This window comes from Nocardioides panaciterrulae (assembly GCF_013409645.1).
Classification (GTDB): Bacteria; Actinomycetota; Actinomycetes; order Propionibacteriales; family Nocardioidaceae; genus Nocardioides; species Nocardioides panaciterrulae.
In genome coordinates, this window is the sequence record NZ_JACCBG010000001.1 from 1,308,368 (window position 1) to 1,323,167 (window position 14,800).

At 74.0% G+C, this 14,800-nt stretch carries 13 protein-coding genes; 6 read left to right on the top strand and 7 right to left on the bottom strand.

The genetic code is table 11. From position 1 onward, the window contains the following. Positions 1-78: 78 nt before the first annotated feature. Entirely contained in the window at positions 79-2,394 is a 2,316-nt protein-coding gene (gene ppsA, locus BJZ21_RS06140; protein WP_179662941.1) for a phosphoenolpyruvate synthase, read from the bottom strand. Between the two features lie 116 nt (positions 2,395-2,510). Beyond that, the gene (locus BJZ21_RS06145) at positions 2,511-3,803 is read right to left on the bottom strand and encodes an MFS transporter (RefSeq protein ID WP_179662942.1); all 1,293 of its coding nucleotides are present in this window, start codon (positions 3,801-3,803) and stop codon (positions 2,511-2,513) included. A 116-nt stretch (positions 3,804-3,919) separates the two neighbouring features. On the opposite strand from BJZ21_RS06145, the gene BJZ21_RS06150 reads away from it, so the two are divergent. From BJZ21_RS06150 to BJZ21_RS06165, 4 genes are all read left to right on the top strand, one after another. Continuing rightward, on the top strand, positions 3,920-5,290 hold the full coding sequence (locus tag BJZ21_RS06150; protein WP_179662943.1) for an aminotransferase-like domain-containing protein: 1,371 nt from the start codon (positions 3,920-3,922) through the stop codon (positions 5,288-5,290). A 157-nt stretch (positions 5,291-5,447) separates the two neighbouring features. Further along, positions 5,448-5,654 (top strand): hypothetical protein, encoded by a 207-nt coding sequence (locus BJZ21_RS06155; RefSeq protein WP_179662944.1) that lies wholly within the window; start codon positions 5,448-5,450, stop codon positions 5,652-5,654. Positions 5,655-5,713: 59 nt separating this feature from the next. Next, complete coding sequence (locus tag BJZ21_RS06160; protein ID WP_179662945.1) at positions 5,714-6,202, top strand: sigma-70 family RNA polymerase sigma factor; 489 nt, start codon at positions 5,714-5,716, stop codon at positions 6,200-6,202. Beyond that, on the top strand, positions 6,199-6,900 hold the full coding sequence (locus BJZ21_RS06165) for an anti-sigma factor family protein (protein WP_179662946.1): 702 nt from the start codon (positions 6,199-6,201) through the stop codon (positions 6,898-6,900). The genes BJZ21_RS06160 and BJZ21_RS06165 overlap by 4 nt, the downstream gene beginning before the upstream one ends. A 73-nt stretch (positions 6,901-6,973) precedes the next feature. Here the strand turns inward: BJZ21_RS06165 and BJZ21_RS06170 are convergent, their stop codons facing one another. After that, complete coding sequence (locus tag BJZ21_RS06170; protein ID WP_218851328.1) at positions 6,974-7,516, bottom strand: DUF2087 domain-containing protein; 543 nt, start codon at positions 7,514-7,516, stop codon at positions 6,974-6,976. A 347-nt stretch (positions 7,517-7,863) separates the two neighbouring features. Here BJZ21_RS06170 and BJZ21_RS20580 point away from each other — a divergent pair, with 347 nt between their 5' ends. Then, the gene (locus tag BJZ21_RS20580) at positions 7,864-8,253 is read left to right on the top strand and encodes a hypothetical protein (RefSeq protein ID WP_218851333.1); all 390 of its coding nucleotides are present in this window, start codon (positions 7,864-7,866) and stop codon (positions 8,251-8,253) included. Between the two features lie 82 nt (positions 8,254-8,335). On the opposite strand, the gene BJZ21_RS06180 is transcribed toward BJZ21_RS20580, so the two are convergent. Then, the gene (locus tag BJZ21_RS06180; RefSeq protein WP_218851334.1) at positions 8,336-8,782 is read right to left on the bottom strand and encodes a hypothetical protein; all 447 of its coding nucleotides are present in this window, start codon (positions 8,780-8,782) and stop codon (positions 8,336-8,338) included. Positions 8,783-8,911: 129 nt separating this feature from the next. Here BJZ21_RS06180 and BJZ21_RS06185 point away from each other — a divergent pair, with 129 nt between their 5' ends. Continuing rightward, positions 8,912-9,454, top strand: coding sequence for a Rieske (2Fe-2S) protein (locus tag BJZ21_RS06185; RefSeq protein ID WP_218851336.1), 543 nt, complete (start codon positions 8,912-8,914; stop codon positions 9,452-9,454). A 49-nt stretch (positions 9,455-9,503) separates the two neighbouring features. Here the strand turns inward: BJZ21_RS06185 and BJZ21_RS06190 are convergent, their stop codons facing one another. The 3 genes from BJZ21_RS06190 to BJZ21_RS06200 all read right to left on the bottom strand — a co-directional run bounded on the left by BJZ21_RS06190 (position 9,504) and on the right by BJZ21_RS06200 (position 14,793). Beyond that, on the bottom strand, positions 9,504-11,387 hold the full coding sequence (locus tag BJZ21_RS06190) for a glycoside hydrolase family 15 protein (RefSeq protein WP_179662947.1): 1,884 nt from the start codon (positions 11,385-11,387) through the stop codon (positions 9,504-9,506). 105 nt (positions 11,388-11,492) lie between these two features. Then, a complete protein-coding gene (locus tag BJZ21_RS06195; protein WP_179662948.1) occupies positions 11,493-14,102 on the bottom strand; it encodes an FtsX-like permease family protein in 2,610 nt (869 codons plus the stop codon). Between the two features lie 397 nt (positions 14,103-14,499). Continuing rightward, positions 14,500-14,793, bottom strand: coding sequence for a hypothetical protein (locus tag BJZ21_RS06200; RefSeq protein WP_179662949.1), 294 nt, complete (start codon positions 14,791-14,793; stop codon positions 14,500-14,502). Between the last annotated feature and the right edge of the window lie 7 nt (positions 14,794-14,800).

The window sequence follows — 14,800 nt, forward strand, 5'->3', positions numbered from 1 at the left end:
CGCCGAGTCCCAGGAGACACGCCGAGTCGGCGCAGGTTGACGCCCGCGGGCGTCAACCTGCGCCGACTCGGCGGCTCGTCAGCGGCGCACCTGGTCGAGCAGCAGCCGCCGCTCGGCCCGGGCGACGGCCCGGTGCGCCCGCTCGACCGCGTCGGGGTTCACCGAGATCGAGGTGATGCCGGCGCGGACGAGGAACTCGGCGAACTCCGGCCGGTTCGAGGGGGCCTGCCCGCACAGCGAGGACGTGAGACCGGCGTCGCGCGCGGCGCCGATGATCCGGCTGATCGTGTCGAGCACGGCCTCGTCGGACTCGTCGAACAGCTCGGCGCAGATCTCGGAGTCGCGGTCCACCCCCAGCACCAGCTGGGTGAGGTCGTTGGAGCCGATCGAGACCCCGTCGATCCCGAGCGCGGCGTACTCCGGGATCCGGTAGGCGACCGAGGGGACCTCCGCCATCACCCACCGGTGCAGGCCCCGGTCGCGGCCGAGCGGGTGCGCCTCGACCGCCTCGAGGCAGGCCTCGAGCTCCCAGCGGGTGCGCACGAACGGGATCATCAGGTGCAGGTTCGGCGTCTGCTCGCGCACCCGCGAGATCACGTCGAGGTCGAGGCCGAAGATCTCCGGGTCGCGCAGATAGCGGTACGCGCCCCGGTAGCCGATCATCGGGTTCGCCTCGACCGGCTCGAACTGCTCACCGCCGGCCAGGCCGCGGAACTCGTTGGTGCGGAAGTCCACGGCCCGGTAGACGACCGGCCGGGGCACGAAGGCCCGGGTGATCCGCAGCACCGAGGCCGCCAGCTTCTCGACGTACTCCTCGCGGCGCCCGGCCGCCAGCAGCTGCTTGGGGTGCTCGCCGGCCAGCGCGTCGGTGATCAGGAACTCCGCGCGGAGCAGCCCGACCCCGTCGACCGGCATCGCGGCCACCTCCTCGGCGTGGTCGGCGATCGCCAGGTTCACGTAGAGCAGCGTGCCGGTGGGCTCGCCGGCGGCCGCCGCGACCGGGGCCGTGGCGGCGGGCCCGTGGGCCACCGCCGTCGCGGCCGCGGTCCGGCCGGCGAGGACGACGCCGCGCGCGCCGTCGACGGTCACGACCTCGCCGTCGCGGAGCGTGGTGGTCGCGGTCCGCGTGGCAACCACCGTCGGCAGGTGCAGCTCGCGCCCGACGATCGCGGCGTGGCAGGTGACCCCGCCGCCGTCGGTGACCAGGGCCGCCGCCCGCCGCATGGTCGGGACCCAGTCGGGGCTGGTCATCGTCGCGACCAGCACGTCGCCCGGCTGCAGCCGCGCCCCGTCGGCCACGCTGCGCAGGATCCGCACCGGCCCGGACCGGACGCCCGGCGCCGCGGCCAGCCCGGTCAGCAGCAGGTCGCCGGACGCCCCGGCCGGTTCGCCCACGGCCGTCTCGGGGGTCGGCCCCAGCGTCGTGATCGGGCGCGACTGGACGATCCAGGTCTGGCCGTCGGCGCGCGCGAACTCCACGTCCTGCGGCGAGCCGTAGTGCCGCTCGATGTCCATCGCGAGGTCGGCGAGCTGCTGGAGGACGTCGTCGTCGAGCACCCGGCGGGCCTGCTCCTCCAGGGGTACGACGAGCCGCCGGTCGCGACCGTCGGGACCGCGCTCCACCTTCTCGGCCTTGGTGCCCACGTGGGTCTGGAGGACCGCCCGGGTGGCCTTCGACAACACGTAGGTGTCCGGCTCGACCTGGCCGCCGACCACCACCTCGCCCAACCCGTAGGCGGCCTCGATCACCAGCTTGTCCCGGTCGCCGGTGGCGGGGTCGGCGGTGAACATGACGCCGGAGACGTCGGAGGGCACCATCCGCTGCACGATCACCGCGATCGCGGGCTCCACGTCCAGCCCCTGGGTGCTCCGGTAGGCCACCACGCGCGGGGACCACAGGGACGCCCAGCAGTCCACGACCCGCCGCGCCAGCTCATCGCCGTCGCGGACGTCGGTGTAGGTCTCGTTCATGCCGGCGAACGAGGTCGACGCGGAGTCCTCCGCGGTCGCCGAGGACCGGACCGCGACCAGTGGTCGCCCCAGGCCGTCGTACGCCGCGAGGAGCCGCTCGTGCAGCGTCGCCGGCAGCCCGGCCTGGTGCACGAGCTCCTGCAGCTCGGCCGCGGCCTCGGTCAGGGCCGCGAGGTCGTCGACGTCCGCGGTCGACGAGCGGTCCAGCAGCCGCGCCCGCACCTCGCCCGCGTCCATGGCGTCGAGGTAGGCCCCGGCGGTGATCACGAAGCCGGGCGGCACGGGCACTCCGGCCCGGGTGAGCTCACCGAGGTTGGCGCCCTTGCCGCCGACCCGGGGGACGTCGGTGAGGGCCAGGTCCGCGAACCAGGCGATGGGGTCCTCCAGCGTGCTCACGCCGGACGGTGCGGTGCGCTCGGTCATGGCGTCAGGCTCCGGGACGGGCTCACCGAGGCACAGGGCCGTTGGTCGACTGGCGAGGGGCTGATCGGGTCCGGAGGGGCGCCGCCGCCGGCGACCCCTCACGCCCGGCCCCGAGGCTAGTCGACCAACGAGGCCACGACCGGCGCTCCGGGCATGTCGTTCGCCGGCGGAGCGAGCGGGGTCGGGAGGTCGTCGTACGACGGCATCGACCGCACGCCCCGGACCGCGGAGAACAGCACCGGCAGCGCACTGGTCGGGGCGAGGACCGCGCAGACGGCGACCGTCGCGTGCAACCCGATCGCGCCGGCCATCGTGGCCCCCGCGGCGGCGCCGAGCGGCATGGTGCCCCAGATGAGGAACCGGTTGCTGGCGTTCATCCGCGCCTGCATCGCCGGTGGGGTCGTGGCCTGGCGCAGGCTGACCGCGTCGACGTTCCACAGCCCGGTGCCGGCGGCGCTGATTGCGAGACCCAGGGTGAGCCACAGCAGGGTGTACGGGTGCGGTGCGAACGCCGTGAGCGCGAAGCCCGCCTGCAGGGCGGCGCCGACGACGATGGTCGGGCCGACGCCGATCCGTGCGTTGAGCCGGGGGACCGCCATCGAGCCGAGCAGGTAGCCGACGTTGCTGCCGGCGAGCACCAGCCCGACCGTCGCGGCACCGAGCTCGAGGTCGCGGACGGCCCAGGTCACCAGGACCGCGAGCAGCCCCTCCACCCAGAAGTTCATCCACGCCGCGCCCAGCGCCAGCGGTCGGATGAACCGGTGGGCCAGGCAGAACCGCAGGCCCGAGAAGACCTGCGAGACCAGTCGCTCGCGCACCGGTGCCGCGACCGGGGGCAGGTGCGGCAGCCCGCGCAGCAGCAGCGCGGAGCCCAGGTAGCTCACCGCGTCCACCGCGACGGCCAGCGGCGCGGTGAGCACCTGGACGAGCAGGCCGCCCAAGCCGGGGCCCGAGGTCTGGGACAGGGCGCGCGCACCCTCGAGCCGGCCGTTCGCGGTCGCGATCGAGCCGTGCGGCACCAGCGCGGGCAGCACCGAGAGCGCGGCCACGTCGAAGAACACGCTCAGCGACCCCACCCCGAACGCGACCGCGTAGAGCTGGGCGAGCGTGAGCACTCCCGCCAGCCAGGCCAGCGGCACGCTGGCCAGCAGGGCACCGCGGAGCAGGTCGGTGGTCACCATCAGCCCCCGCCGCGAGAAGCGGTCCACCCAGGCGCCGGCGGGCAGCCCGAACAGCAGGAACGGCGCGGTCCCCGCGGCCGCGAGCAGCGCCACCTGGCTGGGGGAGGCGTCCAGCGCCGCCAGCGCGGTCAGCGGCAGTGCCAGCAGCGAGACCTGGGTGCCGAACAGGCTCACCGCGATCGAGCCCCACACGCGGCCGAACCCGCCTCGCCACCTCAGTCGTGCCACTTGCTCCATCCGGTCCTCCATGACGCCGCCTCCTGGTCGCTCCTCTAGATTGATACCCTAAGACATGCAACAATGAGGGTGTCAATAAGGCGATTGAATGACGCGAGGGTGTGAGCATGGACAACGCCTGGCAGCCGGGACCGCTGACGCCGGACCGACCGGCCTACGTCGCGCTCGCCGACGCGATCGCCGCCGACCTGGCCCGCGACCGACTGGCGGTCGGCGACCGGCTGCCCACGCACCGCGCGCTGGCCCGGGCCCTCGGGGTCACGATCGGCACGGTGGCCCGCGGCTACGCCGAGGCCGAGCGTCGCGGTCTGGTCAGCGGGGAGGTGGGGCGCGGCACGTTCGTCCGCGGTGGCTTCGGCATCGGTACGACGGGCTCCGGACCCGCGGACCTGGCCGCGCTGCACCCGCCGATCGGAGGTGGTCTCGTGCCCGCCGAGCTGCTCGGGGCCACCCTCGGGGAGCTGGCCGCGGACCCCCTCGCGCTCGCGGCGGTCACCGACACCGAGCGCAGCGCGGACGCACCCGCCCATCGGGCCGCCGCCGCCCGCTGGGTGGCACACGGGTCGTTCGCGCCCGACCCCGACCGGGTGCTGCTGACCGCGGGGGCGCAGCACGCCCTGAGCCTGGCGCTGCTGGCGCTGGTGCCCTCGGGCGGTGCGGTCGCCACGACCCCGCTGACCAACCCGGGTCTGGTGGCGGCCGCGCGACAGCTCGGCGTGCGCCTGGTCGTCGTGCCGGACGACGAGGAGGGCATGCGCCCGGACCTCCTCGAGCAGGCCTGCGCGGAGCGGGACGTGGCCGTGGTGCACCTGCAGACCACGCTGGCCAACCCGACCGGCCGGACCACGCCCGCGCCGCGCCGCGCGGAGCTGGCCGAGGCCTGCCGGCGCCGCGACGTCTGGATCCTGGAGGACGACCCGCTCGCGTTCCTCGCGCCCGACCGGCCGGACCCGGTGGCCGCGCTCGCCCCCGAGCGCACCTGCCACGTCGCCAGTGCCGCGAAGGTGCTCGCGCTCGGCCTGCGGGTGGGGGTGCTGAGCGCCCCCGAGGCCGCCTACCCCCGACTGGCCGCCGCGCTGCGGTCCTCGACGTGGCTCACCGCGCCGCTGCTGGGCGAGGTGCTGGCCCGGTGGGTCCGCGACGGGACCGCCGACCGGGTCGTGCGGGCGCGGGTCGAGGCCACCCGGGCGCGGCACGGACTCGCCCGGCAGCTGCTCGCCGACCTCGACGTCGTCGGCGAGCCGTCGTCCCCGCACCTGTGGCTGCCACTGCCGGAGCCGTGGTCGACCGGGTCGTTCGTCGCCGCGGCGCGCGAGGCCGAGGTGCTGGTCGCGCCCGGCGACGACTTCGTGACCGAACGCAGCGAGGCCGCGTTCGGCGTACGCCTGGGGCTGAACGCCGAGGTCGACGACGCCGGTCTCACCGCGGCGCTGGTCGCGCTCGTCGGCGTCCTGCGCGCGGGTCCCTCCCCGTCCTGACCGGACGTCCCTGTTGATCGGCCGGGCGCCGGGCAACCGCGTTCACCGGATCTGCCGCTGAGGGCCCGGGGCGCCGTCGGGCTCGTTCCCGCGACAGATGGCGGGGCGGTTGAACCGGTGCGCCCCCGGCTCCGTGTCTCCGGCAAGGAGGCACACCATGACGAAGAAGATGCTCGGCCTCGGGGCGGCGCTGGCGCTGGCTCTCTCCGCCGCGACGACCACCAGCGCTGCGGCCGCGGACGACCACGGCCACCACCGCGAGCCGCACCACCACCATCACCACGGCCATCACCACGGCCACCACCACGGCCGCGACGACCGCGCCGACCGCTTCTCGGCGATCCAGGCAGGACAGGACCGCTGAGCCTCGTCGAGGCGCAGAATGGAACCGGAGGTCCGGTGGCAGGCAACCAGGTCGCACTGATGCAGCAGCTCCACGACGAGCACGCCGGGGCGCTGTGGGGCTACTGCGTGCGCCTGACCGGCCACGACCGGGCCCGGGCCGAGGACGTCGTGCAGGAGACGATGCTGCGCGCCTGGCGACACTTCCCGGTGCTCGACCAGAGCCGCGGCTCGGTGCGGGCCTGGCTGTTCACGGTCGCGCGCAACATCGTGATCGACGACTGGCGATCGCGGAAGGCCCACGGCGAGCTCAGCGTCGCCGAGGTGCCCGAGGTGGGGGACCCGGTCGACCGGACCGACCAGCTGCTGCAGTCCTGGCTGGTCGCCGAGGCGCTCACCCGGCTCTCCCCGGAGCACCGCGCCGTCCTGCAGGAGTGCTACTACCGTGGTGCCCCGGTCTCGGAGGCCGCCCGGCGGCTCGGGATCCCCGAGGGCACCGTGAAGTCCCGCACCCACTACGCGCTGCGGGCGTTGAAGCTGGCGCTGGAGGAGATGGGGGTGGGGGCATGAGCTGCGACTTCGGCCACCTCGACGGCTCCTACGTGCTGGGCGCGCTGTCGCCGATCGAGCGCCGGGAGTACGAGGAGCACCTCGACACCTGCCCCACCTGCGCCCACGCGGTCCAGGAGCTGGCCGGCCTGCCCGGCCTGCTGGCCCGGGTGGACCCCTCGGTGCTCGAGGAGCCGTACGACGAGGAGCAGGTGCCCGAGACGCTGCTGCCCGCCCTGGTGGGCGAGGTACGCCGCTCCCGGCGTCGCCGCACGATGACCGCCGGCGTCCTGGCCGCCGCCGCTGCGGCCGTGGTGGTGACGCTGGGAGCGGTCGCGGTCGACGCCACCCAGGGCGGCGGTGGCACACCGGGGCCGACGCCGACGGTCAGCGCCGCGGCTGGCCGGCCCATGCAGCCGGTCGCCTACACCGGCATGCAGGCCGACGTCGCGTTCACCCCCGTGCCGTGGGGCACCCGCCTGGACCTGACCTGCAGCTACGCCGAGCAGGCGGGCGGCCAGCGCGGCTCCGGGGCCCGGACGACGTACTCCCTGGTCGTCCACACGCGCGACGGGCGCACCGAGCAGATCGCGACCTGGCACGCGCTGCCGGGCCGGACCATGCGGCTGGCCGCGGCCACCTCGGCCGCGGCCGCGGACATCGCCTCGGTCGAGGTGCGCACGGCGCAGGGGCAACCCGTGCTGCGGCTGGCCACCTGAGCCCGCGCTCCAGACGACGACATGGGCGAACGGTCGGAGGCCGGACGCCCGCGAGCTGCGGTGTCCGGCGTCCTCACCTGACGGCAGAGCCTCCGAGTGGCCCGGCGACGGACTCCGCTCCGGCTCGCCCCTCCAGGAACGCCGGCAACCAGAACGCCTCCCAGTCCGGGATCTCCTGCCTCTCGATCGGCGCCCGGGTGGGGACCTGCTCGACCACGCGGTAGCGACCGTCGGCCCGCTCGAGGTAGCGGTAGTTCACCAGCTCGCGGCGCAGGTACGCGAAGTCCTCGTGCACGCTGAGCAGGATCTCGTTCACCTGGGCCTCGGTGTAGATTCGGCCCGGTTCGAAACGGGAGAGCACCTCGAGCAGCGCCGCTGCCCTGGTCTTGCGCTTGGCCGGGATCTGCGCCAGGCGCCCGTCGGTGAACAAGCGGCCGACGAGCCGCAGCTGGTCGCGCCGCGCCGCGTCGTACGCCGTCTGGTCGGCCGAACCGGGTGACGGCGTCCCGCTCGGCGGAGCCTGCTGCTCGATGGCCGCGCGGGCAACCGTGTAGGGCTCACCGGTCCGGGCCATCCGCGCGCGGACGAGCCGCTTGAAGTCACGATGCCTGGTCACTGTCTTCACCTCGCGTGCGTCGCGTCCCCAGTCCGCCGCCGCACCGCGTGTGGTTCGACGTGTGCCGTGTGATCGCCCGAGGATCTGCTCCCCTTCGCCGCTTCGCTCGGACTGGGGCCGACGCGTGGGCTGGGCGCTGGGCGGCGCCTCTGCAGGGATCCTCGCACGTCGGACGCAGCGACTCCATTCCGTTTTCTGCGCCGAACGTCAGCAGCGACGGATCGCCGCGGCGCACGCGACCGGCAGGTCCGAAGTCACAGCCGTCCGCTACCAACGCCGGTGTTCCGGCATTCCGCCGCGGGCCACCCTGTGGCGAGGGGCCTACCTCACCCACAAGGAGGGCGATCATGGCTGAGAAGACCGCGAAGAGCGCGAAGAGCGCGAAGACCGCGAAGAGCGCCGGTGCACCCGCAGCGAGCACCGGCGCCGGAACGAAGAAGAGCCCGACACCCGCGCCGAGCACGACGGTCGCCAGTGCGGCAGAGCTCTCCGAAGAGGTGCTCAAGTCGGTCGAGAAGGGTCAGCGGGCCGCGATCGAGGCCGTGCGGCGGTTCGTCGACACGGTCGACGAGGTGATTCCGTCGATCGGGGACCGCCCGTCCCGGCGCCAGACCGTCATCGACGCCGCGCTGGACATGGCCGACAAGCTCGTCACCACGCAGTACAGCTTCCTACGCGACGTCGTACGAGACGCGGGCCGCACGCTCGGCAAACCCGACGAGACCAAAGCGCAGTAACCAGCCGCGTGCTCGCGCTCGAACGCCCTCGGATCGGCAGGTCCGCACGGATCGTGGACCGCGCGACCCCGGGCACCGTGCCTCACTCGACGTGCGCACGTCGCAGCGAGAGCCCGTGCTGCGCCCGACCACCGGCGCGGCGCTGGTGCCAGCCGGCGGAGCGCCACGGGTGCTCCACCAGGAGCACCGCCGCGCCGCCGAGCACGGCCACGACCTCCGCGACCCAGGCCGTGGTGACCCAGGTGCCGGTCCAGAGCTCGTGCACGCCCCACAGGCCGACGGTCGCCGAGGTGACGAACGCGCCCAGCGTCGAGAGGCCGAAGCCGATCGCCAGCAGTGGCGGCACCCACCGCCACCAGGCCAGCAGCAGCAGGCCGATGACCAGCCCGGCGACCGCGTTGACCATGAAGGCCGGGCCGATCCGGGGCAGCTCGCGGAACCCGTCGTTCCAGAGCTTGTAGTGCACCCATGCCGAGGTCAGCACCCCGGCGGCGGTGAGCGTTCGCAGCAGCAGTCGTGTCGTCCTCATGACAGGTTCACGACGCGGAGCGCCGCCCGGTTCACCGACGTCCTGAACCCGAACGTCGAGAGGGCCGTATGCAGTGGCAACGAGGCGGCCCGCGGCAGGCGCGGGCCGCGTTCACGAGGAGACCAGCCGATGATCCCGATGGAGCAGGACGACCCCCAGCACGGCCCGCAGCACGGCCTCCAGCATGGCCCGCAGGACCGGGCGCCGGGCGGCCCGGCGGCGCACGGCGGGCTCTGCCGGCGCCGGGTCCTGGCAGCCGGCGCCGGCACCGCGCTCGGTGCCTCGGTGCTCGTGGCCTGCGGCGGCGGCTCCGGATCCGGCGGTACGACGGGCTCCGCCGGCGCGACCGGGTCCGCGGGCGGGTCCGCGGGCGCCCCGGGCGGCGCGCTGGCCAGGGTGGCCGACGTGCCGGTCGGGGGAGCGGTCTCGGCGACCGGCCCCGACGGCAAGCCGGTGCTCGTGTGCCAGCCGAAGGCGGGGCAGATCGTCGCGTTCTCCGCGATCTGCACCCACATGGGCTGCACGGTCGCCCCGGACGGGGGCGAGCTGAAGTGCCCGTGCCACGGCTCGACGTACGACCTGGCCACCGGCGACAACACCGGCGGCCCGGCGCCGAAGCCGCTGCCGCAGGTCAGCGTGACCGTGCGCAAGGGTGAGGTCGTCGAGACCTGACGGCCGGTCCAGCGCGGACCCCGGCCCGCCTCACACCGGCCCCGGCGCCTCACGCCGACACCGGGTGGTGCTCCTGGGCCCGGTCGAGCGCCTTGTCCAGCGTGATCGCGGCGTCGATCAGCGACAGGTGGGTGAAGGCCTGGGGGAAGTTGCCGATCTGCTCGCCGTTGAGCGCGATCTCCTCGGAGTAGAGCCCGAGGTGGTTGGCGTAGGTCAGCATCTTCTCGAAGGTGATCCGCGCCTTGTCCACCTGCCCGGCCCGGGCCAGGGAGTCGACGTAGGCGAACGTGCACAGCGAGAACGTGCCCTCCGAGCCGCGCAGGCCGTCGGGGGAGGCCTCCGGGTCGTAGCGGTAGACGAGGCTGTCGGTGACCAGCTCCTCGTCCATCGCGGCCAGCGTGGACAGCCACATCGGGTCGTTCGGGGCCACGAAGCCGACCGTGGTCATCCGCAGCAGCGCGGAGTCCAGCACCTGGGTCTTGTAGTGCTGCACGAACGCCTGCCGCTCGGGGCTGAAGCCCCGGTCCATCACCTGGTTGTAGATCGCGTCGCGCTCGGTGCGCCAGCGGTCGACCGGCGCCGGTCGACCGTTCTCCTGGGCCAGCCGGATGCCGCGGTCGAGCGCCACCCAGCTCATCAGCCGGCCGTAGGTGAAGTCCTGGCGGCCGCCGCGGGTCTCCCAGATCCCCTCCTCGGGCTGGTCCCAGTGCTCGCTGACCCAGTCGATGACTTCGGACAGCTTCTGCCAGCCGCGGTGTCCCGCCTGCAGCCCGCGCCGGGCGGCGAAGTAGATGCTGTCGACCGCCTCGCCGTAGATGTCGAGCTGGAGCTGGTCGGCGGCGCCGTTGCCGACGCGCACCGGGGAGGACCCGCGGTAGCCCTCCCAGTGGTCGAGGACCTCCTCGGAGAGGTCGCTGGAGCCGTCGACGCGGTACATGATCTTCAGCGGTCCGGCGCCGTCGCGACCGGCCTGCTCCTCGACCCGGTCGGCGAGCCAGTGCCCGAGGGCCACCGCCTCGTCGGTGAATCCCAGCCCCAGCAGGGCGTAGACCGAGAACGACGCGTCGCGCACCCAGGTGTAGCGGTAGTCCCAGTTCCGCTCGCCCCCCACCTGCTCGGGGAGGCCCGCGGTCGGCGCCGCCACGATCGCGCCGGTGGGGGCGTAGGTCATCAGCTTCAGCGTGATGGCCGAGCGGTTGAGGGTCTCCCGCCACCGGCCCTCGTAGGTCGACTGGGCGAGCCAGGACTCCCAGAAGTGCACGGTCTCGTCGAAGAGTGCCCGCACCTCGTCGGTGTGGATCCGGCGCACGGGCACCGCGGTGCCGGTCTCCAGCACCACCCCCCGCACCTGGCCGGCGGTGAGCTCGAGGTGGGCGTGCACGTCGCCCTCGGCGTCGACCTGCAGCTGGCCGAGCTGCTCGTCGCCGGGCTGGCGGACCAGGTTCAGCGTGATCGCGGTGGTGTGGCCCTGGAAGACGATCCCGTCGTCGAGCAGCCGGGTGTGGTGGGCCTCCCGGCCGTAGTCGAAGCGGGGGGCGACCTCGATGTCGAAGCCCATCCGGCCACGCACGCACCGCAGCATCCGGACCAGGCGGTGCCGGTCGGTGGCCGTGCCCGGCTCGGAGACCGGCATGAAGTCGACGACCTCGCCGACGCCGCCCTCGGTGAGGAACCGGGTGACCAGGACCGCGGTGTCGGGGAAGTACAGCTGTTTGGTGGTGACCTCCTCGACCGCCGGGCGGACGCGGAAGTGCCCGCCCTTGGCGTGGTCGAGCAGGCAGCCGAAGATGCTGGGGGAGTCGAACCGGGGCGCGCAGAACCAGTCGATGGTCCCGTCGGTGGCGACCAGGGCGGAGGTCTGGAGGTCGCCGATCAGGCCGTGGTCGGCGATGAGGGGGTAGTCGGACGGAGCTGACGACGCGGAGGGGGACACGGTGCGGTCCTTTCGGCAGGAGAGGTGATGACTCCACGCTGCTCACCTCGCGCGTCCGGCGCGTCGTCCCCGAAGGGTGATCCGCCCCTCCGGACAGGGAGCGGCTCACTCGTAGCGCAGCGCCTCGGCCGGCCAGGTGCGCGAGGCCCGGACGCTGGGCAGCCAGGTCGTCAGGACCGAGCAGGCGACCACGACGAACAGGATCAGCGCGAGCGCCGGCCAGGGCGGCTGGAGGGTCAGGCGCTCCCAGCCGGGCTGTCCGGCCGTGTCCCGGACGACGTTGAAGGCGACCCACAGTCCCAGCAGGGTCCCGATCACCACGCCGAGCAGCGTGATGAACAGCGACTCGACCAGGAAGCTCGCCTGCACCATCCGGGCCTGGAAGCCGATCGCGCGCAGCACCCCGATCTGCTGGCGACGCTCCACCACCGCTCGGGCGCTGATCACCCCCAGCGCGGCCACGCCGATCACCAGGCCGAGCCCGAGGAAGCCGAGGATGAGGTACTGGAACGTGAGCGAGGACGAGACCGCGTCGTGCAGCGACTGGCTCACCGCCGTGGCCTGCATGCCGTTGTCGAGGAACGCCGACTCCAGCCGGTCGGCCGCCCTCACGGGATCGACGCCGTCCCGCACCCGGAAGTACCAGACGCTCGGCGCGGCCGCGGCGCCGAGGGGAGCGAGCGTCCGCTGTGCGGTCGAGAGCCCGACCATGGCGAGCGGCACCGAGTCGGCCAGCACTCCGACCACCCGCAGTCGCAGCACCCGACCGGTGCGGGTGTCCCGGGCCTCGACGGGCACGGGGGTGAACCCCTGGTCCTCGAGGGCGAAGCCGTGCAACCGGAAGTCCGAGACCACCGCGGTGCCCCAGTTCGCCCGGCGCGGCACCGAGTAGGAGTCGACGACGGCCAGGCCCGGGTGCCGGGCGAGGGCGTTCCACACCGCGCGGTCCGAGTCGTAGCCCGCGGCGCGGGTGGCGAAGCCGTACGTCGTGTCCGCGAGGAACCGGTCGTCCAGCCCGCGGACGACGTACCCCTCCCATGATCCGGCGCCCGACCCGGGTCCGGCGCCGCCCTGGCGAGCGTCGACCGGCACGAACGACTGTCCGGCGTAGGCCGTGAGGTCGCCGGCGCCCACCCCCGGCGCGGTGCGGAGCGCCCGGCCCATGTCGTGCACCGGGCTCGACGGCGAGGTCTGCGCGGTGATGTCGTACCCGCCCCCGAAGGTCGCGGCGTCGTCGATCGTCGCCAGGAACGACGCCGAGATCGAGGCGCCGGTCACCAGCGTGAACACCACCAGCGTGAACAGCCCGAGCGTCGCGCCGGTGCGGAAGCGGTTGCGCAGCGGCGCCGCGATCGCGGTGCGCAGCACCGGCGCCGCCCGCCGGGACCGACCGAAGACCCACATCAGCCCGTCGAGCACCGGGTGCAGGTTGTAGACCACCACCCAGGTAGCGCCCGCGACCAGCAGCAGGCCGACCAGCACGAACACGTCGAAGCCCATCCGCAGGTCAGGCACCAGCGCCTTGTAGACGCTGAACGGCAGCAGGTTCCACGCCAGCACACCGAGCCCCGCGACGCTGTAGGCGAGCCGCTCGCCACCGCCGAGCGACCGGATCGCCGGCACCAGGGCGACCAGGGCGACCGAGCCGCCGACCAGCAGCTGGACCGCGCTGTGGGAGGCGTACGCCCCGGCGACGAGCGCCGCCCCGAGGAGCAGCAGCAGCGCGGCCAGCAGCCAGCCCGACCGCCGCCGGCGCCGGCGGGGCGGCTGCGGCAGGTTCCGCACCGCGGCCACGATGTTGAGCCGGCTGACCCGCCACGCGGCCAGTGCGACCACCGCGAGCGTGAGCAGCGCGCCGAGCGAGAACGCCACCACCAGGCTGGTCCAGGTGAGCCGATAGCGGATCTCGACGATTCCGGAGTCGGCCAGCGCACCCGCGATCCCACGCACCATCAGCAGGGACAGGCCCAGTCCCAGCACCGCCCCGACGGCCGCGGCGAGGACGTCGTACGCCGCCCCCTCGAAGACGAACATCTCGACCAGGTGCCGCCGCTGGGTGCCGATGGCGCGCGCGGTCCCCATCTCCCCCCGGCGCTCGGCGGCGAGCATCACGAAGACCAGGAAGATCAGCAGGATGCCGGCGCTGATCGTGAAGGTGCCGAAGGTGGAGAAGAGCGAGAGGAAGGTCGCGCCCTGCTGGTCCGCCAGCCGGAGCCCGTCGGACTTGACCGGCTCGACCCTGAGCCCCAGCGCGCGGGCCGTCGGGGCGAGCGCCGAGCGGACCCGGTCGGTCAGGTCGGCACCGCTGACCGCGTCGCCGTCGTTGGAGATCAGCACGTGCTGCACGCGGTCGCCGACCCCGAGCACGGCCTGGGCCCGGTTCAGCGGCATCAGCAGTGCCGAGTCCTCCGTGCCGGTCCCGTCGTAGCCGACGACACCGGCCACCCGCAGGGAGACCTGGCGTCCGCGGGCGAAGACGAGCAGCCGGTCGCCCCGGCTCGCGTGCAGGTCGGCGGCGGCCTCGGCGTTGATCCATGTCGAGCCGGCCGGCAGGTCGCCGAGGCCGACCTGCCGGCCCGAGGAGTCGGTGAGGTGCCCGAAGCCGGACATCGCGCTCGGATCGGTCGCGAACAGGCGCACCGCGGGCTCGTTGGTGCGGCTGGCCGGGTCCTGGACCGCGACGCTCTCGCTGATCCCGGGGGCGGCTCCGTCCACCCGGGCACGCGCCGCGCCGCCGCGACCACCGCGCGCGCCTCGCCCGCGCCCAGGTAGCGCGGCGTGCCCGCCTCGCCCAGCGTCGCCACGTCGGGAGTGGACCCGCTGCGGGCCGAGACCAGCTCGTCGGTCTGCCCCAGCTGGCTGATCACCGCGGTGCGGACGGTGCTCGCCATGATGTCCCCGAAGCCCAGCGCCGCGCCGATGATCATCGTGCCGAGCATCAGCCCGCTCACGATGATCGCCGACCGGCCGCGGCGCCGGGTGAGGTTGCGGACCCCCAGCTTGAGCAGCACCACGCGGCGGCTCGCCAGGACGGCGACCGCGGCGAGCACCAGCACCACGAGCACGCCGAGGACGACCGCGAGCGTGCCGACCGGGGCACCGAAGAGCGTGCTCACGGGTGGGGCGCCGGTACGCCCGCCGTGGGCAGCTCGGCGAACGCGACCTCGTAGCGCCCGCGTCCCGGCGGGGACCGGAAGATCGTCGTGAACTTCTCGAGCACCTCGGCGTAGAAGCCGGTGCCGCCGGCGGTCTCCGCGGCCTCGGCGGTGTCCCAGAACGTGACCACGGCGCCGGTGCCCTCAGGGTTGGCCAGCACCAGCACGCCGGCGTACCCGGGCTGACGTCTCAGCTCGGGGACGACCTCGTCCTCGTAGAGCCGCACCGCCGTACTCGTGTCGATGCGCATCGTGTCG